The sequence below is a fragment of the Corynebacterium sp. c3Ub_189 genome, assembly GCF_039907195.1.
GTDB lineage: Bacteria > Actinomycetota > Actinomycetes > Mycobacteriales > Mycobacteriaceae > Corynebacterium.
In genome coordinates this window covers 1-22,094 of record NZ_JASBOF010000024.1, presented here as the reverse complement: position 1 = coordinate 22,094, position 22,094 = coordinate 1, and the positions used below count along the sequence as shown (strand labels likewise).

The 22,094-nt window shown below is 57.6% G+C and carries 22 protein-coding genes; 17 read left to right on the top strand and 5 right to left on the bottom strand.

What is annotated here, in order from left to right:
• The first annotated feature begins 18 nt into the window (after positions 1-18).
• From steA to QKD99_RS10585, 7 genes are all read left to right on the top strand, one after another.
• Positions 19-1,170 carry a putative cytokinetic ring protein SteA gene (gene steA / locus QKD99_RS10615; protein ID WP_347951410.1) on the top strand — a complete coding sequence of 384 codons (1,152 nt, stop codon included), beginning with the start codon at positions 19-21 and terminating at the stop codon, positions 1,168-1,170.
• A gap of 3 nt (positions 1,171-1,173) precedes the next feature.
• Positions 1,174-2,076: a copper transporter gene (locus tag QKD99_RS10610; protein WP_347951409.1), complete on the top strand. Its 903-nt coding sequence runs from the start codon at positions 1,174-1,176 to the stop codon at positions 2,074-2,076.
• Between the two features lie 3 nt (positions 2,077-2,079).
• The gene (locus tag QKD99_RS10605; RefSeq protein ID WP_347951408.1) at positions 2,080-2,718 is read left to right on the top strand and encodes an NUDIX hydrolase; all 639 of its coding nucleotides are present in this window, start codon (positions 2,080-2,082) and stop codon (positions 2,716-2,718) included.
• Positions 2,715-3,605, top strand: coding sequence for a site-specific tyrosine recombinase XerD (gene xerD, locus QKD99_RS10600; protein ID WP_347951407.1), 891 nt, complete (start codon positions 2,715-2,717; stop codon positions 3,603-3,605). Before QKD99_RS10605 ends, xerD begins: the two co-directional genes overlap by 4 nt.
• Before the next feature lie 12 nt (positions 3,606-3,617).
• Positions 3,618-4,625, top strand: a complete 1,008-nt coding sequence (locus QKD99_RS10595; protein ID WP_239278861.1) for a hypothetical protein — start codon at positions 3,618-3,620, stop codon at positions 4,623-4,625.
• Between the two features lie 127 nt (positions 4,626-4,752).
• Positions 4,753-5,625 (top strand): ParA family protein, encoded by an 873-nt coding sequence (locus QKD99_RS10590; RefSeq protein ID WP_239278878.1) that lies wholly within the window; start codon positions 4,753-4,755, stop codon positions 5,623-5,625.
• 6 nt (positions 5,626-5,631) lie between these two features.
• Positions 5,632-6,429: a segregation/condensation protein A gene (locus tag QKD99_RS10585; RefSeq protein ID WP_005324675.1), complete on the top strand. Its 798-nt coding sequence runs from the start codon at positions 5,632-5,634 to the stop codon at positions 6,427-6,429.
• Here the strand turns inward: QKD99_RS10585 and QKD99_RS10580 are convergent.
• The gene (locus QKD99_RS10580) at positions 6,426-6,992 is read right to left on the bottom strand and encodes a GNAT family N-acetyltransferase (RefSeq protein WP_284816085.1); all 567 of its coding nucleotides are present in this window, start codon (positions 6,990-6,992) and stop codon (positions 6,426-6,428) included. The two genes, QKD99_RS10585 and QKD99_RS10580, sit on opposite strands and share 4 nt — an antisense overlap.
• Positions 6,993-7,080: 88 nt before the next feature.
• Here QKD99_RS10580 and scpB point away from each other — a divergent pair, with 88 nt between their 5' ends.
• The 5 genes from scpB (at position 7,081) to QKD99_RS10555 (ending at position 12,412) form a co-directional block, all read left to right on the top strand.
• Positions 7,081-7,635, top strand: coding sequence for an SMC-Scp complex subunit ScpB (gene scpB / locus QKD99_RS10575; RefSeq protein WP_239278859.1), 555 nt, complete (start codon positions 7,081-7,083; stop codon positions 7,633-7,635).
• 55 nt (positions 7,636-7,690) lie between these two features.
• Positions 7,691-8,602, top strand: a complete 912-nt coding sequence (locus QKD99_RS10570; RefSeq protein WP_005324678.1) for a pseudouridine synthase — start codon at positions 7,691-7,693, stop codon at positions 8,600-8,602.
• The gene (cmk, locus tag QKD99_RS10565; RefSeq protein WP_239278858.1) at positions 8,602-9,297 is read left to right on the top strand and encodes a (d)CMP kinase; all 696 of its coding nucleotides are present in this window, start codon (positions 8,602-8,604) and stop codon (positions 9,295-9,297) included. Before QKD99_RS10570 ends, cmk begins: the two co-directional genes overlap by 1 nt.
• Positions 9,290-10,870, top strand: a complete 1,581-nt coding sequence (gene der / locus QKD99_RS10560; RefSeq protein ID WP_347951406.1) for a ribosome biogenesis GTPase Der — start codon at positions 9,290-9,292, stop codon at positions 10,868-10,870. The genes cmk and der overlap by 8 nt, the downstream gene beginning before the upstream one ends.
• A gap of 156 nt (positions 10,871-11,026) precedes the next feature.
• Positions 11,027-12,412 (top strand): anaerobic C4-dicarboxylate transporter, encoded by a 1,386-nt coding sequence (locus QKD99_RS10555; protein ID WP_239278856.1) that lies wholly within the window; start codon positions 11,027-11,029, stop codon positions 12,410-12,412.
• Here the strand turns inward: QKD99_RS10555 and QKD99_RS10550 are convergent.
• Entirely contained in the window at positions 12,409-13,215 is an 807-nt protein-coding gene (locus QKD99_RS10550; protein WP_347951405.1) for a class I SAM-dependent methyltransferase, read from the bottom strand. The two genes, QKD99_RS10555 and QKD99_RS10550, sit on opposite strands and share 4 nt — an antisense overlap.
• A 37-nt stretch (positions 13,216-13,252) precedes the next feature.
• On the opposite strand from QKD99_RS10550, the gene QKD99_RS10545 reads away from it, so the two are divergent.
• The 3 genes from QKD99_RS10545 to QKD99_RS10535 are packed head-to-tail and all read left to right on the top strand — an operon-like array spanning position 13,253 to position 17,381.
• Positions 13,253-14,683 (top strand): ABC transporter ATP-binding protein, encoded by a 1,431-nt coding sequence (locus QKD99_RS10545; RefSeq protein WP_347951404.1) that lies wholly within the window; start codon positions 13,253-13,255, stop codon positions 14,681-14,683.
• Entirely contained in the window at positions 14,683-16,425 is a 1,743-nt protein-coding gene (locus QKD99_RS10540; RefSeq protein WP_347951412.1) for an ABC transporter ATP-binding protein, read from the top strand. Before QKD99_RS10545 ends, QKD99_RS10540 begins: the two co-directional genes overlap by 1 nt.
• Positions 16,401-17,381: a PHB depolymerase family esterase gene (locus QKD99_RS10535; protein ID WP_347951403.1), complete on the top strand. Its 981-nt coding sequence runs from the start codon at positions 16,401-16,403 to the stop codon at positions 17,379-17,381. The genes QKD99_RS10540 and QKD99_RS10535 overlap by 25 nt, the downstream gene beginning before the upstream one ends.
• On the opposite strand, the gene QKD99_RS10530 is transcribed toward QKD99_RS10535, so the two are convergent.
• Positions 17,378-18,637 (bottom strand): site-specific DNA-methyltransferase, encoded by a 1,260-nt coding sequence (locus tag QKD99_RS10530; protein WP_284867985.1) that lies wholly within the window; start codon positions 18,635-18,637, stop codon positions 17,378-17,380. The genes QKD99_RS10535 and QKD99_RS10530 overlap by 4 nt on opposite strands.
• Before the next feature lie 335 nt (positions 18,638-18,972).
• On the opposite strand from QKD99_RS10530, the gene QKD99_RS10525 reads away from it, so the two are divergent.
• Both QKD99_RS10525 and QKD99_RS10520 read left to right on the top strand, forming a co-directional pair.
• Positions 18,973-19,146 carry an antitoxin gene (locus tag QKD99_RS10525; RefSeq protein WP_080970414.1) on the top strand — a complete coding sequence of 58 codons (174 nt, stop codon included), beginning with the start codon at positions 18,973-18,975 and terminating at the stop codon, positions 19,144-19,146.
• Between the two features lie 203 nt (positions 19,147-19,349).
• Positions 19,350-20,732 (top strand): hypothetical protein, encoded by a 1,383-nt coding sequence (locus tag QKD99_RS10520; protein WP_347951402.1) that lies wholly within the window; start codon positions 19,350-19,352, stop codon positions 20,730-20,732.
• Between the two features lie 40 nt (positions 20,733-20,772).
• Here the strand turns inward: QKD99_RS10520 and QKD99_RS10515 are convergent, their stop codons facing one another.
• Positions 20,773-21,381 carry a response regulator transcription factor gene (locus tag QKD99_RS10515; RefSeq protein WP_347951401.1) on the bottom strand — a complete coding sequence of 203 codons (609 nt, stop codon included), beginning with the start codon at positions 21,379-21,381 and terminating at the stop codon, positions 20,773-20,775.
• The coding region (locus tag QKD99_RS10510) for a histidine kinase (RefSeq protein ID WP_347951400.1) at positions 21,374-22,094 on the bottom strand (721 nt) is incomplete at its 5' end. The genes QKD99_RS10515 and QKD99_RS10510, both read right to left, overlap by 8 nt.

The window sequence follows — 22,094 nt, the reverse complement described above, 5'->3', positions numbered from 1 at the left end:
CACGCCACAATAGGGTTCATGGCTCTGTTTTCCCGTAACCCCGAGCAGCCTGGTGCACTGCGCGATTGCACTCCAGGCGCTAAGGGGATGAAAAAGTTTAGTGAAGGCGATGTCGCCGTAATTGATGCGGCCAATATCTCTCGCCACGAGGCTCAAACTCTCGTAGACCTTAAGCCCTCCGCCGTCATTAACGTGGCGGAATTTTCTACCGGCACGGTCCCTAATTATGGCCCGCACATGTTGCTTGACGCCGACATTACCCTCCTTGAAGGCGTGGGGCAGTCCTTTGTTTCCGAGTTCAAAGAGGGCAAAAAGGCTCGCATCGGGGAGGACGGCACCGTCTTTAGCGGCGATAGGGCGCTCGGTACTGGCCGCGTGGTAACCCGCGAGCGAGCAGAAAAGAACTTCACCGCGGCGCAGGGCGCGCTGATTGACCACATGGAATCCTTCTTTGGCAATTCCATCGATTTTATTAACTCGGAGGGCCCGCTGCTTATCGACGGCCTCGGCGTCCCCGCCTCCGGCTCCGAAATCGCCGGCCGCAAGGTTGTCCTCTTTTCACCTACCGATAGGCACCGCGAACAGCTCAAGCAGCTGCGCAACTTTATCCGCGAGTATGAGCCGCTGCTGATCGCAGTGGGCACGGCGGCAGATTCGTTGCTGGGCCAAGGGTATAAGCCAGACTTCATTATTGGGGATCCCAATGGCGTGAGCGATGAAGCTCTGCGATGCGGTGCCCGCGTAATCGTTCCTGCGGACCCGGAAGGCGAGGTAGAAGGCCTCGACCGCATCCAGGACCTCGGCATCGGTGCGATGACTTTCCCCGCAGCAACACACTCAGGTACCGACCTGGGCCTGCTTTTTGCTGATTATCACGGCGCGGATCTCATCGTGCAGGCAGGCGGTGGGGTAGACCTCGATGATATCTTTGCTGACCGCACCAACCCCTCGGCCGTGCTGTCCCGCCTCAAGGCCGGTACCAAGGTGGTTGACGCTGATGCGGTAATCAATCTCTACAGTGCGCCTTCCTCCAACCTCGGCTGGCTGTGGGCAGTGCTGGGAATCTTGGTTGCCATTGCGGCGGTCATCCTCATCGTCGGCTTTGGCGGCAGCCAGGACTTTGCTAGCAACCTTAGCGAAACCTGGTCCAGCCTCTTTGGGGGCGCATAGGGCATGGCAAAGACTGAGCTTGTAGCAGGCTTGGGCTTCGGCGCCGCGGTTGGCGTAGCCTTGGGCGCCCTAGTGATTGCGCCGAACTTGACCACCAGCATGGCGGACGACGATCCCATCCGCGAGGAGCACCGCAAGGTGGTCCAAGACAATAAGATTCTGCAGACCCAGAATGAGGCTAGCGACAAGCTCGTGGCCGATTCTGGTGCGGAAATGGTTGACGGGACATTGTCGCAGCGCCCAGTACTCATCGTGACCACCGATGACGCCAATGGCGGCGACGTGGACGCTATCCGGAAGCTCTTGAAGTCTTCCGATGCCACCGAGGCCGGCGAGATTAAGCTGACCAAGGACTTCTTGCGCCCCGAAACTAAGGACAAGCTGCTTCCCATCTTGAAAGATACTGCGCCTAAGAAGGCAGATATCAAGGACTTGGATTCGGCCGGAGCCCTTGGGGGTGAGGTGCTAGGCACTGCGCTGTCTTTGGATCCTGAGAGCACGAAGCCGTTGGCCTCAGTAGAAGAGCGTGCAGACGTGCTCCAGAAGCTGCGCGACGAGGGCTTTATTGATTACGAGGACGGCACCATCGTGCCTGCCCAGGCCATCATCGTGGTCTCTGGCAATGGCCTGCGAGGCTACCCGTCCAGCGCGCTGGCAGAATTTGCCACCGGTTTAGTTGATGTCAATGGGTCCGTGGTGTTGAGCGGGCGCACCAAGCAGACCCAGGATGATAAGGCGCTAGCCCAGGTGCGGGATCAGGACGCGGAGCTGTCTACAGTCGATAGCACCGAACGGGCAGTGGAGCGCATTGCGGTCATTCTGGCCACCCAGGAACAACTTGATGGTGGCCAAGGTGACTATGGCGCCACCGATACTGCAGACTCCGCCTTGCCGGGAAAGGAATAGCCCATGGCGCATGATTTCAAGGTGCTCGATTCGCAGCTGCTTGTCGAAGCCCCCATTATTGCCCTGCGCCGCGACGAGGTAGTCATGCCCGGTGGCGTTTCTGCCTCCCGGGAAGTAGTCGAGCACCTAGGTGCAGTGGCCGTCGTGGCAGTGGACTCAGACGAGCGTATTGCGATGGTGTATCAGTACCGCCACAGCGTGGGAAAACGCCTGTGGGAACTGCCGGCGGGATTGCTCGACGTTCGCGGTGAGGATGAGCTGACGGGCGCCCAGCGTGAACTGCAGGAGGAGGCTGGCCTAAGCGCGCAGACGTGGTCCGTGTTGACGGACCTTGTGACTTCGCCGGGTTTCTGCGAAGAGGCGGTTCGCGTATTTCTTGCCTCGGAGCTTTCCGACGTCCCCCGTATGGAGGCTACCGGTGACGAAGAAGCCGATATGAAAGTCGCCTGGGTGGGCCTCGATGAGGCCGTTGACAAGGTACTGCGCGGTGACATCGTCAATTCCATCGCCTGCAGCGGTATCTTGGCGGCCTACGCGGTGCTGCGTGGCGGCAAGAGAACCCGCAGCGTGGAGGAGCCGTTCGACCTTCGACCGACCTCGATGAGCTCCCGCCGCACGGGCGCGGACCTAAAGCAGCTGTGAGTGCGCTCGAAAACATAGCGCAGACGTGGCTTGATCATCTAGCAGTCGAGCGCGGCGTTTCTGCCAATACGTTGAGCAACTATCGCCGCGATGTCCGCCGCTACCTTGCCTGGCTGAGGGATAACGGGGTAGATGATCTGCGGTTGGTGACACGACCGATGGTGGAGGCTTATCTCAAAGACCTGCGCTCACACATGGCGGTGTCCTCAGCCAACCGAGCGCTCATCGTTGCTCGCGGACTGCATAAATTTGCCGTGTCAGAAGGCGTAGTGGACGTCGATGTCGCGGTTGAGGTAACCCCTCCGTCAACTGGGCAGCATTTGCCTGAGACATTATCGGTTGACGAGGTCACCGCTCTCATTGAAGCGACCCCTACTGAGACCCCAGTAGATGTGCGCGACCGTGCCCTGCTGGAGATGCTCTATGGCACCGGCGCGCGCATCTCAGAAATTATCTCCCTTACCGTTGATGACGTTTCCTCCGCGCAGGAGGTAATACGCCTGCGGGGCAAGGGAGACAAAGAGCGGGTTGTGCCAGTGGGCTCGCATGCCCGCCAGGCTCTCGATGCCTACTTGGTGCGAGCTCGTCCAGCGCTGAGCAAAGGTAAGACGCCGGCGCTGTTTCTCAATACCCGCGGTGGGGCTTTATCGCGGCAAAGTGCATGGACTGTGTTGAAGACGGCAGCGCAGCGGGCGCAAGTGGGGAAGTCCATTTCTCCGCATACCTTGCGGCATTCTTTTGCGACGCACCTGCTTGAAGGCGGCGCTGATGTGCGCACCGTGCAAGAATTGCTGGGACATTCCTCGGTGACGACAACGCAAATATATACTCACGTCACTGCCGATTCCTTGCGCGAGGTTTGGCGCACTGCTCATCCTCGTGCTTAAGAAAGGACCACTATGTTTTCAACTCGTATAGCTGGTGCGGTGCTATCTTCCGCATTGCTTTTCCCAGCGGTGGCACACGCGCAGCTGCCGCCGGAAGTAGAAGCTGCTATTGCTGCTCCCATTTCGGTTCCTGCCGGTCAGACCACGACTGTAAGCTTGCCCGTGCCGGCCGAAGCTAGCTACTCCGGCGACGGGTGGAATGTATCTGCCTCTGGTACCTCCGCTACCATCACCGCCCCAGCTGAAGGCGGCCAAGTCTCGGTTCCTGTTTCTGCCCAAGGTATGAATGCGACCCTGACGCTAGTAGCCGATGGGTCGGTTGCACAGGAGGACATTCAGGAAGAAATTGATGGCGCGGAAGGCGGACCGGCCCCAGCTCCAGCGCCGGATCCGGGCTCGAATAAGCCGGCTGGGGGTGACAATGCTCCAGCCGGAAAAGATGCCGAGGGCGGAGATGACAAGCCTGCGCCGTCGAAAGAAAATAGCAACTTGCCGGTTGTTCCAGGTGAAAAGCCGGAGCGCAAGCCTGCCGGGGAAGCCAACCTGGAAGGCGCGGAATACGTCAACCTTGAATCCACAATTGAAGGCAATACTATTACCGCGAAGATGGGCCTCAAGCAGGCCTATGACCTTTACCAGCAGTTCAAGGACACGCAAGAAAACGACGTCACGCTGCGCTACCTTGACGGCGAGGGCAATATCATCCAAGGCGTAAAACGCGACGTGGACGCCTCTTCTCGAACCCTCACCTTGACCTATCCGGAGGGCGAGGCGCCTGATAATCCCTTTATCATGCAGTTGCTTCGCAATGACGGTTCTGGGGCCGCACTCATCGTCACCCTACAGGACCCTAACTATCAATCCGCCGCGGAAAACCTCGATGAGCGCCAGCAAAAGGAACCCAAAGAAGAAGACGGCGGCTCATATCTAGGGTGGATTATAGGAGGGGTAGCCGCAGCGGTGCTCATCGCACTCATAGCTCTAGTGGCAATCCTCAAACGCCGTTCTAGTCAACGCTAAACACTTGATATACACTAAGTCTCGGTACTTTTGGGCTGTAGCGGGTACGCTTTAATGACAACGTTGTAATCAACCCTAAGCCAAGTGTCATGGTCCGGAACTTGGCGTCAAGGAAGCAGGTGTGACTGTGAGCGAAGAGGGTCTCTTTTCTGCCTCTGACGTAGAGGTGGGGCTGACCGGTCGTCCTATCCGTGAGCTACCGGAACCCGCACCCTTGGAGAAGCATGGGCCGGCCACCATTATTTCGATGTGTAACCAAAAGGGTGGTGTCGGCAAAACCACCTCTACCATCAATATGGGCGCCTGCTTGGCGGAGTATGGCCGTAAAGTCCTCTTGGTTGACCTTGACCCCCAGGGAGCGCTGTCGGCAGGCCTTGGTCTCACGCATGACGATATCGAGGACACCATTTATGACGTGATGCTCGATAGTCACACCTCTATTCATTCCGCTATCCAGCACACCGGTGTACCGGGCTTGGATCTGGTGCCGGCAAATATCGACCTTTCCGCCGCAGAAATTCAGATGGTCAATGAAGTCGGTCGCGAGCACACCCTTGCCCGGGCTCTGCGTCCGGTGCGCCGCGATTATGATTTCATCATTATTGATTGCCAGCCTTCCTTGGGCTTGCTTACCGTCAACGCCCTGGCTTGCTCACAGGGTGTGATCATCCCTATGGAGTGCGAGTTCTTCTCCCTGCGCGGTTTGGCGCTGTTGACCGATACCGTGGAAAAGGTTTCTGATCGCATTAACTTTGACCTTGAGGTCATGGGAATCCTAGTGACCATGTTTGACCGCCGGACCAAGCACGCCCGGGAAGTTATGTCCCGAGTGGTGGATTACTTTGGCGATAAGGTCTTTGACACCGTCATTACCCGGACCGTTCGATTCCCAGAGACTTCGGTAGCCGGCGAGCCGATTACTACTTGGGCACCAAACTCCCCGGCCACACAGCAGTACCGGAACTTGGCCAAAGAGGTCATCGAGCGCTCGACCGTTTAAGGTATCGTGACCCAGCCGGAGATTACGGGCTTTCGCATTGCACTGCGGAATTTTGAAGGCCCATTTGACCTGCTATTGCAGCTCATTCAGTCCAAGAAGATGGACGTGACTGACGTTGCGCTGTCAGAAGTGACGGACGAATTCGTGGCGTATACACGCCAGCTGGGAGAGTCCGCTGATCTGGATGAGACCACTGATTTTTTGCTAGTGGCAGCTACGCTCTTGGATTTGAAGGCGGCGCGGCTACTGCCGCGCGGTGACGTCGACGATATTGAAGACTTAGAACTGCTGGAGTCGCGCGACCTTCTTTTTGCCCGTCTGTTGCAGTACAAGGCTTATAAGCAAGCAGCGGACCAATTCGCCGTGTGGCAGCGCGAGGCGCAGCGCAGCTATCCGCGCGCGGTTTCCATCGAGGAGAAGTTTGCTGAACTTTTGCCTCCAGTTTCGCTCGGCCATACGCCGGCCAGTTTTGCCGAGTTAGCTGCGGGCGTGTTCCGTCCCAAACCGCCGGAGGAGGTGGCAACCGGTCACGTGCACGCCGTAGCAGTATCGGTACCAGAGCAGGCCGGCAAGATCTTGGAAACACTCAAGCTACTCGGCGCAGGTCAATGGACCAGCTTTGGTGCGCTAACCCGCGACTGTACGGTTTCTATGCAGGTAGTGGGGCGTTTCTTGGCCCTGTTGGAGTTGTACAAAGCCAAGGCGGTTGATGCACAACAAGAAGAAGCGCTGGGTCAGCTGGACCTATCGTGGACAGGCCTGGATGTTGACCCAGCGGTAGTTGCCGCAGCGAACTGGGACTAAGGCCGTTGCTGGATGAATTCTAGCGTCTCGGGGGAGAGCTCCCGGTCGGAGTAGACGCGTACGTCTGGTTCCTCGGGGTTGTCCTCGGTGCCTATGCGGCGCCCTTCCCATACTTGTTGGAGCCCTTGCTTTTCGATGACCCGGATGGCCGCCGGGTGGTTTGTGGTGACGCGGGCCGTGATCGGTGAGTCGGGGTCCACTTGGCGGATGCACTTGATTGCTGCTGAGGTGATCTCTGTGGCAAAACCGGCACCCCAATGGGCGGGGCGCAGGCGGTATTTGATGTCCCAGAAGTTTGCCTCGTCGACGAAGATGGCACCACCGACACCGACGAATTCCGAAGGGTTGTGGCGCATATACGCGGCCCAAGGCCCGAAGTGGTGGGCGTCCCACGACTCGGAGGATGCTTGTGCGAGTGCACGCGTGGTGCGGATGTCAGCAAAACGCCCATTGGGGCGGTGGTTCCAGATACGTCCGTCGCTGTAGACCTTGTGGGTCTCTTCGGTATTAGCGGCGGACAGCGGGATAAGGATGAGTCTGTCAGTGCGAGTGATAGTTTCCATGACAATATGTTAGCCGAGTCACAGTAGGGAGCGAAAGTGATTTGGAAAATTTTCAGCGACTTTTTCTTCTCCAGTAAACTCGGGCGCTATGGATCTTCCCCTCATCTCGCAGTTGCGTTCCCGTCTTGAGTCCATACTGCTCGTGCTCGACTCCCCAGCCTCTGTGGAGTCATTGGCGCGTGCGCTGGGGGCGGAAACGGACGTCGTTAGTGATTGCTTGCGTTCCATTCAGCGCGAGTTGGATAGTCGCGGTTCCGGTATTGACCTGCGCGAGACCCAAGAGGGGTGGCGCTTTTATACGCGCACCGACAATGCGGGGCCGGTAGAAGAATTCCTCTTGGATGGTGCCCAAACCAAACTCTCCCGTGCTGCTCTGGAGACTTTGGCGGTAGTGGCTTATCGCCAGCCCGTCACCCGCCAGCAGGTGGCGGCGGTTCGCGGTGTCAACGTTGATGGCGTGATGCGTACCCTTAACCTGCGCGGGTTGGTCCGGGAGCTGCCGCAGGATGATTTTGAAGGCGCTGCGCACCGGTACGAGACGACAGAATTGTTCCTCGAGTTATTGGGGATCGATTCTTTGGAGCGCCTGCCAGACTTGGCACCGCTGTTGCCTGACGTAGAGGCGATCGACGAAGAGTACTAGCGTGGGGTAGGATTGCCCAGGTAATTTCATATCTTCGAGAGAAAAGGACACGTACGTGACTCCTCCCGCTCGCCGTGACGGCACACCGGATAAGAAGCAGCGAGACAGTGACATCATTGTCTCCAATGCTAAGCCGGCCCGTCACCAGCATGTGTCAAAGAAAAAGCAGAAGGCTACCGCAGAATCCGTAGCCCGCGAATTGGGCGCCGATTGGCTGGTCGATGAAGACAAGCCCAAGGGAGAGCGCCTCCAAAAGGTGCTCGCCAAGGCGGGCGTCGCTTCCCGCCGCCACGCAGAAATCCTCATCGATGCCGGCCGAGTTGAGGTCAACGGCAAGATCATCGCCAAGCAAGGCGTCAAGGTAAACCCCTCCGTTGACGTCATCCGAGTAGACGGCGTGCGCGTCAACGTCAATGAGGAGCACGAATATTTTGTGCTCAATAAGCCGCGCGGCATGCAGTCCACCATGTCTGATGACCTGGGGCGCCCGTGCGTGGGCGACGTGGTGTCAGAAAAGGTCGCAGCTGGCCAGCGACTCTTTCACGTCGGCCGCCTCGACGCCGATACGGAAGGCCTGCTTATCCTCACCAATGATGGCGAGTTGGCCAACCGCTTGATGCACCCCAAGTACGAGGTGACCAAGACCTACCTCGCCACCGTTTTGGGCGAGGCCGATAGGAAGCTCGTGCGCCAGCTCAAGGAAGGCATCGAGCTGGAAGACGGACTGGCAAAGGCCGACTTTGCACAGGTAGTTGATACCAACCAGGGTTATTCCCTGGTGCGTCTTGAGCTGCATGAAGGCCGTAAACATATCGTGCGCCGCATGTTGAAGGAGGCCGGCTTCCCCGTGCAGCGCCTGGTGCGCACCAAGCTGCATACGGTTCAGCTGGGCGATATGAAGCCGGGCGGTCTGCGTGCCCTTAATTCCAGCGAGCTGACTAGCCTGTACAAGGCGGTGGAGATGTAATGATTTCTAATATGCCGAATGAGGGTCTCATCCTAGCCGTGGATGGCCCATCTGGAACTGGAAAGTCGACCACGTGCCGTGCGCTGGCCAAGCAGCTGGATGCAAAGTACGTCGACACTGGTGCTATGTACCGAGTGGCAACGCTTGCGGTGCTGCGTGAAGGCGTCGACCCTGCTGACACCGCCGCGGTTATTGCGGCTACGGCCAATCTGCCCTTAGGGGTATCCGATGACCCGGACTCCACCGAGGTTCTCCTCGGCGGTGAGGACGTCTCGCGCGTTATTCGAGAAGACGAAGTCACCCGTAACGTGTCCGCCGTATCTGCCATTCCGGAGGTGCGCGAGAATCTGGTCGCGCTGCAGCGCAAGCTTGCCCGCGAGGCTCACCGCGCGATTGTAGAAGGACGCGATATTGGCACTGTGGTGCTTGCCGACGCCCCCGCAAAGGCATTCATGACTGCCTCTGCCGAGGTCCGCGCGCAGCGCCGCCAAGCCCAGAATGAAAAGGCGGGCATCGCTTCGGATTACGAGACGGTACTTGCAGATGTCCAGCGCCGTGATGCGGCGGATTCTTCCCGCAAGACCTCACCACTGCGCCCAGCGGAAGACGCAACCCTAGTCGATACTTCCAATATGAGCCCAGAGGATGTGCTGGAAGCTCTAATTAACGTGGTAAAGGAGTCTGTCAATGACTAATCACGATCCCCAGGAAGAGTCGGAGACTCAGTTCCATTACCCAGCCGGAAAGTTCGATGATGAGGTGGTAGAAGCCTCTCCTGGTTGGGCCGCCGATGATTTCAATACCGAGGAATTCGACTATGACTTCGATGACTCGGAATTCGGAGAGGCCGATTATGGCGACGATGCGCACACAGAAGAACCCCTGAGCGAAGAGGAGTGGGAAGAACTCTCCCGTGCCTTTGGCGTGGAGTCCGATGATCACACCGAAGAAGCTTTGTGCACGGTGGCCGTAGTCGGTCGCCCAAATGTGGGCAAGTCCTCTTTGGTCAACCGTTTCCTTGGCCGCCGCGAAGCGGTGGTAGAGGACCACCCAGGCGTTACTCGTGACCGAATTTCCTACGTAGCAGACTGGAATGGCCAGCGCTTTTTGGTGCAGGACACCGGTGGCTGGGATCCCAACGTGAAGGGTATCCATGCGGCGATTGCCCGCCAGGCAGAAGTCGCCATGGAAACTGCCGATGTCATCGTTATGGTGGTGGACACCAAGGTGGGCATCACGGAGACGGATGAGGTTATGGCCCGCCGCCTGCAGAAATCGCCTGTGCCAGTGATTTTGGTATCGAATAAGTTCGATTCCGATAATCAGTACGCGGATATGGCGGAATTTTATGCCTTGGGCTTGGGCGATCCGTGGCCCGTATCCGCCCAACATGGCCGCGGTGGTGCGGACGTGCTCGATGAGATTTTGCGGGTCTTCCCTGAAGAGCCTCGGCAGACCGCGATTACCTCTGGACCTCGCCGCGTCGCATTGGTGGGCAAGCCTAACGTCGGCAAGTCCTCGCTGCTGAATAAGCTCACCAGCGAGGAGCGTTCCGTGGTCGACAACGTCGCGGGAACCACCGTGGATCCGGTGGACTCGCTAGTGCAATTGGATGAGCAGCTGTGGAAGTTCATTGATACCGCAGGCCTGCGCAAGAAGGTAAAGAATGCGCAGGGGCATGAGTACTATGCGTCCTTGCGCACCCGCGGCGTAATCGATGCTGCTGAGGTCTGCATCATGCTTATCGACGCCTCTGAGGAGATCTCCGAGCAGGACCAGCGCGTGCTCAATATGGTGCTCGAGGCGGGTAAGGCACTGGTGATTGCATTTAATAAGTGGGACCTCATGGATGAGGATCGCCGCTATTACCTGGACCGCGAGATTGATCAGCAGCTGAGCCACTTGCCGTGGGTTACGCGTGTGAATATCTCTGCGGAAACGGGCCGCGCGCTGCAGAAGCTGGAGCCGGCCATGATTGAGGCACTGGAAAGTTGGGATCAGCGTGTGTCCACGGGCCAGCTGAATAACTGGCTGCGTGAGGCTATCGCGGCTAACCCGCCGCCGATGAAGAATAACCGCCTGCCGCGCGTATTGTTCGCCACGCAGGCCTCGACTCAGCCGCCGACCATCGTCTTGTTTACGACGGGCTTCTTGGATGCGGCGTATCGCCGCTACCTTGAGCGCAAGTTCCGCGAGCGGTTTGGCTTCCACGGAACGCCTATCCGAATCGCAGTGCGAGTGAGGGAGAGGCGCGGAAAGAAGCGCTAGCAGTATGCCCGTTACGCTGGGATTATAGCATCCAGGCGAGCGATTTTTACACCGGACACGGTGTGAGAATTCGCTCGCCTTTCCGTTTATGTCCGGTTATGTGGGGCCGGATAGGATATAACCAGTTAATCATTCTCTCGTGATGGAAGGCTCAGCATGCTAGCCAGCGTAATTGCGCCAGATTCAATTCTGGCCATCGTGCTCCAGGTCATCATCATCCTCAGCGCCCTGCTATTGGGCACTCGTTATGGTGGCATCGGATTAGGACTTATTTCCGGCATCGGTTTGATGCTCATGGTTTTTGTCTTCGGCCTCGCCCCGGGCGAGCCGCCGGTATCCGTGATGCTGACCATCATTGCGGTCATCGGCTGCGCCGCCACCTTGCAACAGGCGCGCGGTCTAGAAGTGATGATGCAATTTGCCGAGAAGTTTCTCCGCGCCCACCCAGAGCGCATCACCATCCTCGCGCCGCTGACCACTTGGTTCCTGACGGTACTGTGCGGTACGGGTCACGTCGTGTACACGATGTTTCCGATCATCGAGGATATTGCCCTGAAGAAGGGCATCCGCCCAGAGCGCCCCATGGCTGTGGCATCGACGTCGGCTCAGATGGGTATTACGGCCTCGCCAGTGTCTGTGGCCACCGTATCCCTAGCGTCCATCATCGCGGAAAACGCCGGCGCTATCGATCACGCCTATTCTATTCCGCAGATTCTCATGGTGGCTATGCCCGCCTCGCTTGCCGGCGTTATCCTCGCTGCGCTGTGGTCTTTGCGCCGCGGCAAGGACTTGGACGAGGACCCGGCATTCCAGGAGCGCATGAAGGATCCGGAGTTCGCAGAAAGCATTCACCAGTCCACCGGGTCGCTCATGGATGAGGAATTTTCGCCAGAAGCAAAGCGTGCGGTGGTTATCTTCCTCGTGGCTATCGCCAGCGTGGTGGCACTCGGTGCGTTCGAATTCCTGCGCCCGCTGGTCCCTGGCGACGATGGTGAGTTGAGCCCGCTTTCGATGAATCTGGTTATCCAAATGGTCATGCTTGTTGCTGGCGCGATCATCCTGCTTAGCTGCAAGGCTGACCCGAAGAAGATCGCGTCCACGCCAGTCTTTAAAGCCGGTATGACCGCAGTATTCTCCGTCTTCGGTGTGGCATGGATGGCAGATACCTTCTTCGAAGCCCATATCGATGCCCTGGAGTCCAACCTCGGGTCCGTGGTGGAGGCCGCCCCGTGGGCCTACGCGGTGGTATTGGTCATCGTGTCCAAGCTGGTTAACTCCCAGGCCGCCGCCCTGGTTGCCATCGCTCCGATCGGCCTGCAGCTCGGCATCGATCCCGCCATTATCGTTGGTTTCTACGGCGCAGCGTATGGCTACTTCATCTTGCCAACCTACCCTTCGGACCTAGCCTGCATCGGCTTCGACCGCACGGGCACTACCCACATTGGCAAGTTCGTCATCAACCACTCCTTCCTCGTTCCCGGCGCCATCTCGGTGTTCACCTCCTGCGTGGTGGGCTCGCTATTGGCGCAGGTCCTGCTCTAATCCGAATCCCGTACCAGCACGAAGGCATCCGTGCGGTACGGGATGCGTAGTTTTTGCCCCGGCTTAAATCCCATGTGCTCGTAGAGGTACCAATCCAGGTTGTGGGTCATGCGCTCATGGATGGCTTTGCCATTGCGCAGCCAATAGGATCGGGTGTGCATCAGCTGGTGAAGCTGCTCCGGGGTTAGTTCGTTCTCCCAGGTCAAGCGCAGCTCTCGGTCCAAAGACCACGGAGCCGTATAGTCCGGGTAAAAGCCTGGCTTATGTACATCCCCGGAGTGCATGATGCGAGAAAGCCGCAGGATCCAGGGGTTCGCGTTGACATCAAGCGTGTTCCACACCAGGAGAATCTTCCCGCCCGGCGCGAGGACGCGGTCAAGCTCTGCACAGGCGGCTGGCACGTCGACCCAGTGCCAGGTTTGGGCGAGGCAGGCGGCGTCTAAGGAGGCGTCGGCAAGCGCGGTGTTTTCGGCCGTAGCACGAAGGACTGGCAGGCGGAGGTGGGCTGCGAGAATTCCAGCCATATCGTCGGAAGGCTCCAGAGCCAAAACCCGAGGATTGGGTAGGGACTCGGTGAGTTTTCCAGTACCGGCACCAATATCGGCAACGGTATGGGCGTCAGCGATAAGGGCAGAAACCTCGTCCGGATAGCCGGGGCGCACATCGTGGTAGGTGCTCGCGCCGCGGCGGAAGGCCTGGGCGGAAGCGGTGCGTTGCGCGGCATTGCGGAAGCCGGGGCCTTGTCTAGTGGAGGCCTTGCGGTAGCTAGGGAAGTGGCTGGGATCGGGGCGGCGAGTCGTCATAGCCCATCTAACCTACCGCGAATTAGAATGGCTGCCTATGAGGACACTTCCTGCACCATCAGATCCCAGGTGGCTGCTAAAGACTGTCTTTTCTCGTCCATCCCTCACTGTGCCGGCCGCACTCTGCATGGCTGTATCTTTTCTGCTTAACGGATCGACTCCAGTGATCGTGGGACATGCCATTGATGAAGCTGTGTCGAAAGGATCCGTTGACCGATTAGGCATGTGGCTGGTGGTATTGGGGGCAGCTTTTGGTCTTAATGCCATAGCCGCATGGTTCGGACGCGGCCTTAACGCGCGAGCCATGCTAGTAATTGGGCACGATGTTCGCATGTCCATCACGGATAGGATTCAGGATCCGCGGGGCATCGCAGGCGAGCCCCGCACCGCCGGCGAGCTGCTCGCCATCGCCTCCACGGACGCACGGCGCGTGCAGAATGCGGTGATGATGACGGTTTTCCCCGTCGCTGAGATCACCGCCATTGTGTATGTGGCGATCATGGCTAGCCGTATTAACCTGCCTTTAGGCATTGCCATTTTGTGTGGCGGGCCGTTGATGGTGTGGGGCTCAGTGCGCGCGGCAAAGCCTCTGCGTACGCGTTCCGGAATCCGCCAAGCGGCGTTGGCGAAGGCCAGCTCCATGGCCACCGATGTGGTCCAAGGCCTGCGGATCCTTAAGGGCCTGGGTGCTGTAGCCACAGTGAGTAGGCGTTATTCCGCGGTGTCTGGTGCCGCCTATGCGCGAACGGTAGAAGCCAATGGTGCCCAAGCCCGACTTAATGCGGCTACGGAGATTTTGGGCTCGGTATATGTCATTGCAGTGGGTATTGGTGCAGGAATGATGGCTATGCGCTCCATGATTAGCGTAGGTGAACTCATTACGGTTATTGGCCTTACGCAGTTCATTATCACCCCGATGACGATGCTGGGCCGAAATATCGCCTCGCGGTGGGCGGCTGCACAGGCAAGTGCTGAGCGCATTATTGCCGTCCTCTCCGCCCCCGGGGTGGAGAAGAGTGAACCGGAGGTTCCGGCCCTCGCACCTGGGGTCAACGTGGTGCCCGAGCCTGTTCCAGAGGATCTAGTCTTCTTGCCGCGCGAGCGATTCCTGGTTGTTCCACACGAAACCATGCTTTTTGAGGGGACCGTGGGGGACAATATTCATCCGGATAGCGCGAGTGCACAACGAGCCCTCTTCGTGGCTGCAGGGGAAGATATCCCGGGCGGGTTGGACCGTGAGGTGGGAGAAGGCGGCCGAAATCTCTCCGGCGGACAGCAACAGCGCGTGGCGCTTGCACGAGCCATTGCGGCGGACGCGGAGATCCTAGTTTTAGCCGATCCCACAACCGCCGTGGACTCGGTGACCGAGCAGGAAATTGCCCAGCGGGTGGCGCATCACCGCGGGCCTAAGCCCACGCTTGTCTTCACCACTTCGCCGGCGTGGGCAGCAGTGGGGGCGCAGCTATGATGCGGTTTCCTACGGCCTCCTGGCCCCAAGTGCGTAAGGAAGTGGGCCGCCAGCTTTCCGACGTCCCCGGTGCCCACCCCCAAGCAGCAGCGGCCTTGGCCTTGCTTACCGCAGGCGCCGGCAGCAATGTAGCGATCCCCATCCTGTTGGGAAAGATCGTTGACGCTGTCATTGATCAAGGCGCCATTGTGCCCATCGGTATCTCGCTGGTACTGGTGGCCGCGGGTTCGGCACTGTTTTCCGCGGCGGGGTTCTATGTCCTTTCGCGCCTGAGCGAAAGAGTGATCTCCGCTTTGCGGGAAGATATGGTTTCTACCGCTCTTCGCCTGCCTACCCACCGGGTGGAGGAAGCCGGCACTGGGGATTTGGTCTCTCGCTCTACCGATGATGTAGCAGAACTATCGGCTGCCGTAACCGAGACCGTCCCCGTGCTGACGAAATCTGCCTTCGCCATCGCAACCACTGGGGTGGCACTAGTCAGCCTCAACTGGCAATACCTACTGGTAGTAGGTGCAGTTACGCCGTTATATTTCATTGCTGCGCGCCAGTACCTGCAGCGCGCTCCACAGCGCTATACCGACGAACGCGCTGCCATGGCGGAACGGGCACGCAGGCTCCTAGAGGCAATTCGAGGGCGAGAGACTGTGCGCGCCTTTGGCATGGAAAACCAGATGCATGCCGGTATTGAACGTGCCTCCGCACAGGTGGTGGACAAAGGCTACGCCGCGCGAAGGACAATGATGGTCCTACAGCTATGGATGACGGGCATCGAGTTAATAATGCTGGCCTGCGGGTTGCTCGTCAGCTTTTGGGTGGTGCAGGCTGGGGCGCTCACCGTTGGCGCAGTCACCGCGGCGATGCTCCTTCTCATTCGCTTGCGGGGTCCGCTCATGGGATTGATGCGAGTAATCGATACCATTCAATCCGGCTATTCCTCCCTGTCTCGGATAGTTGGGGTGGTTATGGATCCGCCACGGGCGGTGCCAGACTTTGGCGCCCCGTCTCCACGTGGAGTTGCCGAATTAAAAGAAGTGAGCTTCAGCTACGAAGACGGCGGCTGGGCCGTGAGGGACATAAATCTCAAGCTTCCCGCTGGACACACCGTAGCTTTAGTGGGACCCTCTGGTGCGGGAAAGACCACGGTCGCTGCTCTTCTAGCCGGACTGCGAGTCCCGGCTACCGGAACAGTCTTGGTGGATGGAGCAGAGGTATCGGCCCTTTCTGATTCCGAAAGGGTGGCGCGTTTAGCGATGATTTCCCAAGAGGTTCACGTATTCTCAGGAACCCTACGCGAAGATTTGTCCTTGGCCGCCCCGCAAGCTTCAGACGCACAAATGGAAGATGCATTACAGCGCGTCGGCGCACAGTGGTATGCGCAGTTAGAGGAGGGCCTAGATACAGTCATTGGCGCTCGGGGAATCCACCTTGACCCAGTAGCAGCGCAGCAGCTTGCGCTGGCGCGAATATTGCTTTTAGATCCCCAGATCGTCATCATGGATGAGGCCACCGCAGAGGCCGGATCGGTGGGGGCGGAAGCTCTGGAAGAAGCCGCGACAGAGGTCACCCGTAGGCGAACCGCACTGATAGTGGCGCACCGACTAGACCAAGCCGCACGAGCCGATAGCATCGCCGTAATGGACAACGGGCGGGTGGTGGAGCAAGGCAGTCACCACGAACTGTTAGATTATGGTGGCCGCTATAAGCAACTATGGACCGCATGGCAGAAGGGACGACAAAGATGAACGCGAGGTCGCTACGGGCCCTGGTTGGTGCGGTAGCAGTGTGTTTCCTTGCGGTTGCCGGCGCATCATGTTCGGCCGATTCGCCCGACTCCGCGCCCCCAGCAGTCCCAACTGAGACGAAAAACCTAGGGATTCCAACCTCTGCACCGCTGAGCGGACCCGAGCCAGGAAACTATACCACCGTTAATCTGCCCTCGGGGCGCTCCTTTATCCTCAACGTGCCCAAGGACTACACGGGGGATAAAAAGTGGCCCATCGTCCTGGCTTTTCCAGGATGGGGACAATCTGCCGAGAACCTCCGCGGCTATTCCCGCCTCGATGCTGCTGATGCCATCACCGTTTTCGCAGAAGGTAAAAAGAAGGCTTGGAGCCCTGCTCCTTATGCCAAGACGTCAACAACAGAAGATAAAAAATTTGTTCGCGACATCATTGATGCCGTTCGAGCAACGTATCGGGTAGATGACTCCCGAATTTATGCTACTGGCATGTCGAACGGCGGCGGTTTTGCCGCTTATCTGGCCTGTCAGATGCCCGATGTCTTCAAGTCCGTAGCTACCGTTTCCGCTGCCTACTACAAAGATATTCTTAAAGACTGTGCTCATTCCCCCGTGGGTCGATTGGATATTCACGGCACCGTGGACCCCGTGGTGGGTTACTACGGTGGAACGCGCCATAAGACCAAGTACTATTCCGTGGAATCGGTGCTGGAACAGGACCGTAAGCGCAATGGTTGCTCTACCAAGGTCGACACGACCCGCCTAGTCAACAATGCACTCGATATGAAGTGGAGCGGCTGTACCGCACCGCTGGAACACATCCGTATCGCCGGAGGCTCACACGTATGGCCTGGTGGTACAGCGGACGCGCACAATGAGGTAGGCAAATTCTTCGCTACCGACCGCGTCCTAGACTTCTTCGGCATTCCCGGTCGCCCGTCCGGTACCGCACAGACTTAGTCCTGGCGATAGACCTGAAAGGATGCGCCTGGGACCTTGCGCACCCTTTCAATGCAAATATCTGCCACGGTAGAAAAGCCCGCGCGATGAGCAGCGCTACGCGGGGAGGTTGGCTCTGGAATTTGCACAAGGTGAAAAGACCGAGTACCCCCATCGTTGTTATTGAGTTCCACTACCGCCTGGGCAGTGGTGCCGGAGCCCGCAAAAAAGTCAAGGACGCGCGCATCCTTTCCACCCGCAATGGAAATGAGGTGCTTAATCAAGCGCACCGGTTTGGGAAACTCGAAAACGCCCTCTATCCCCATGACGTCTTCAGCATCACGCCTGCCAGTGCGGGTCACCCCAAAGCGCTCGCCGTCCAAGATGGAGCGTGGGCGCGCTCCCACCTTCTGATAGTTCTTGGTATAGACAAAACCTCGGCGGAAGACGAGCTCATCGAAGCGCTGTTCAACCTTTTCCCGGCCCCAGCGCCAACGGGCGACTTTTTCTTTTCCCACCGGCTGGTCCGGCCAATATTCCTTGCCGTCGGGCCCGGAGATAGGGAAGTCGAGGGAGGGAAGGTACCCAAGGGTTTTAGAGTCCAACCGCACCAAGGAGTACTTCCCTTTGTCATCCTCATGGTTGTATTTGGTGGAAGTGTGGCCAAGGAGATCGACATTGAATCCAGGGTTATCAGGAGTACGGGCGTAACACAGAATATATTCGTGCTCTACCACCGCGTACTTAGAATCATTCTTGCCGGTGCCGGCTTTTTTCCAAATCAATTGGCCGGCAAAGCACTCCTCTCCAAAAACTTCATCGAGTACCTTGCGCGTATTGGCCACTTCGTCCTCTCCAATGGATACGAAAATAAAACCATTTGTTGACAATACTTGCCGGGCCAAGATGAGCCGGGGAAGCATCATAGATAACCATTGCGAGTGCCACTCTGCATAGCTCCCCGAGCGCATCTGCCGGCGCAAACGGTAATTGTCGCGGTAGACAAAGTCTTTGCCGGTGTTATAGGGAGGGTCTATGTAAATGACGTCAAAGAGCTCTCCACGGCTGGCAAGTTCCTGAAGTACTGGAAGATTATCTGCGGCAATAATCGCGTTGTCCGCACCGACAGCTGTACTGAGTGCAGAATCACGCGTGAAATGGCGTGGCAGAGGGGTGCTAGCTGCTGCTCGAGCTGCCTCCTTGCCCGGCCATACTAAGCCAAAGAATTCCATGCCCGTCTCCGGAGTAGATGGTCGCGCTGGGTTAGTGGAAGCCATGGTGCAGTGCCTTCGTCGGAGAATCGTCGATACCGTCTAACGCTATCATTTGCAAGACTTAGGAAAATTGGCTTTTGGCTAAAATACTTCACTGCTTTTCTTTAAGCATAGCTAGGGCCGGGCTAAAGCAGCAGGCCCTATTGGGTGGTCGTCAGGCTGCGGGGGTGTCCACATACCCCTGAGGGCAACTTGGATATGGAGTAGTAAAACTTATTTGGTCTAGTGACCTAAAGAACTTTTCGGTGGCATGTTGGCTCAAGTGTCGGTACGTTGGGGTGTGTTGCCGGACACGGCAGCTTTTAGATAAAGCTAGAACTAGAAGAAAGGATAACCACATGGGTATCTTCGATAAGGCAAAGGACGCACTGAACTCCGACAAGGGCGAAGAGCTTAGCGACAAGGGCCTGGACAAGGCAGCTGATGCAGCTAAGGGCAAGCTCGGCGAGGACAAGGCTGACCAGATCGACAAGGCTCGTGACGCAGCTGACGGCAAGATCGGCAACGAGTAAATAGCTTCGCCCGCTTACAGGGCGAATGGCTACCTTCTATTTTGGCCCCCAGCCCGTAAGGGCAGGGGCCAAAGCTATATAAAGACCAGCGGCATAAAGCTGGAAAAGGTCTATTTTGGTGCTCCCACCTTTTTGTGGGTGACTCAACCTATAGAGTAAGCGTATCCCAAGCAATTTTGCATCAAATCGCTAGGATTATATTTGTGAACAATCTTGAAGGCACCGTTTCCCATGCGGGCTCCACTAAGCAGCGTTTGTTGGAGCAGAGTGCCCGTATCTTGGCTAAGGGTGGGTGCGACGCTTTAAAGGTTTGTGCTGTGGCGGAGCAGATCGCTGTTCCAGTCGATGAAGCTAAGTCCTTCTTTGAAGATGACCACGACCTTTTCATTCAGACCAGCCGGTTCTTGGATGAGCGTCTCCGAGTAGCGTCCTACGAGGCGCTCGATAATTTGCCGGATGACGCGACCGCGATCCAGAAACTTCGCGAGTCTGCCAAGGTCTACTTCAACTTGGCTGTTGATAACCCCACTTACTTCGCCGCTTATAACAACGGCGAGACGGCAACGAGCTTTCCCAACTTTGAGGACGGCATCGAAGAGGCGAAAAGCTTTGATGCCTTCCCGCCCGCCTTCCGTTGGATGCTTGAACACATGCGGGAAGCCGCCATTGCAGCGCGCGGCGATTTTGATCACCGCTTGGTAGTGATTCAAACACTTACTTTCTTGTCTGAGTTGCAGGGTATTACTCACTTGGCCACGTTCGGCATTATGCGTCATCTCTCGCCCACGGCGAAGAAACAGACCTTCAATGCTTGCATTGAGACTTTATTTTCTGGGTTGGAAGATAGCTTGCGTGACGGGGAGATTGCGCCCTTTGAACCGCTAGCACTCGTTGGCGATCCAGCGGAACCGTTTACTACAGCAGCAAAGGACATGCCAAAGTCTACGGCTGAGGAAAAGCGTGCAGCCATCTTCCGTGGTGCGGCCGAAGAGATTGTCTATAACGGTCTGCCTAGCTTGCATCTCGGCTCAGCTGCTGCCCGAGCAGGTGTAGATTTGGCAGACGCGGAGCATCTTTTCGATGGTAATTCTCACCTGCTGCGTTCTTTGGAAGAGTCTTTGGATGAAGCCAATACGCTAGCGATCATGCGCCAGAACCAGGCCGTGCCAGAAGGATCCCACGGGCTGGATTATATTAAGGCAACCGGCTTCGGATATTTGGAGTATGCGCTGGAAGACCCCGTCGGCTTCGTCGCCCTTATCGAGGTATCAAGCCGCTCGATTGTCCCCGTCTCTTTCGATGAGTCCGGCGATACTGAGCAGCCATTTGATATGGGTAAGGCCTTTACCTACATCATGAATCTGGTGCGCGATGCCATTTCCGAGTCGAATGGGCCACGATCTCCATGGATTCTCTTTACTCAGATTGCGGCGCTGTGGGCCTCCATCCACGGCCTCTCGCAGTTGAGTACTGTAGGAGCCCTGCGCTATCACTCGGCTGATTTCTACTTCAACCTAGCTTCCAAGGTGATGGACGTAGTCATTCAGGGCATGGTCAATGTTCTTGAGCTAAAGCAGCCAGAATAGGAAGCCAAGCAAAAGGGGCCGCGCAGTGGGCTTCCTTTTTCTATATCCATCCCTGGGCATGTGCAGTAGTTGCTGCTTCAAAGCGGTTCCCAGTTCCTGTCTTGGCGATGAGCGATGAGACAATATTGCGCACTGTGCCAGTGCTCAGGTGAAGATGCCCGGCAATCTGACGGGTGTCGCTACCCTCCAAGACGTGACGTGCAACCTCCTTTTCGCGTGCGGTTAGTGGATTGTCGGGCGTGAAAATAGTCTCTTGGGCCAGTGCAGGGTCGATGACCTTTAGACCGGCGTGCACTCGCCTAATGGCTTCGGCAAGTTGTTCGGGTGGGGTGTCCTTGACCACGAAGCCAGCTACGCCTGTTTCCAAAGCACGTTTGACGTAGCCACTGCGACCAAAGGTCGTGACAATCAGGCTGCGGCAACCCGTGCCCTCTAGTTCAGCGGCCGCATCTAGCCCGTTCTTGCCGGGCATTTCAATATCAAGTAGCGCAACGTCGACGCCATGCTTGGCGACGAGCCCCGCAACCTCCGCGCCCGTTGCACACTCAGCCACAACGCTGATATCTGGCTCTGTCTCCAAGAGGGCAACTAGGGCCCCACGCACCAATGATTGGTCCTCAGCAATGAGAACTCGGATGGGATCAGTCATTGCCTGAGCCTCCGGCGGTAGTAAGAGGAAGAAAGTCCGTATCGCCATTCATGGTAACCAAAGCCAGAGTACAGCCCTTGCGGCGCGCAAAAAGCAGCTGTCCGCCAGCATCTGTTATACGTTTGCGCAAACCGACAATCCCACCGTGGGCACGAGAAAGGCTTTCCTCAGCGTCAAACCCGCAGCCATCGTCCACCACTTGGAGTTGGTGGTCTGTCACCTGAACCCAACAGTGCGCTGCGCCTGAGTGCCGGACCACGTTTGTGGTTAGCTCACGCAGGGCCCAGGAAAATTCGGCATCGTAAAGCCCAGCGCTTTTGGCCGCAGAGGGCAAGTACGACTCAATGCCGGCAGTGTCGAGAGCCCTGTAAGTCGCGTGGATTTCCCCTTCAAAAGTGGGCATGCGCATCCGGGTTACTGTGGAGCGGACTTCCGCCAAGCCTCTCCGAGAAAGCATGCTCACCTCCTGGAGCTCCTGCTGCGCCCGTTGCGGATCCGAATCTATTAGACGGCGGGCAAGCTCTGATTTGAGGTTGATAACGGTTAAAGAGTGGCCCAAGAGATCGTGAACATCGGTAGCGATATCCTCGCGTTGGCGTGCCAAGTCCAATTCATGCTCCAATTCAGCGCGGCTATCTTCGCGCTGGGAAAATGTACCTAGCAGCACTAGTAGTATTGGCCAGACGAAGAGGACTATCAGGGCCCAGCCGGTG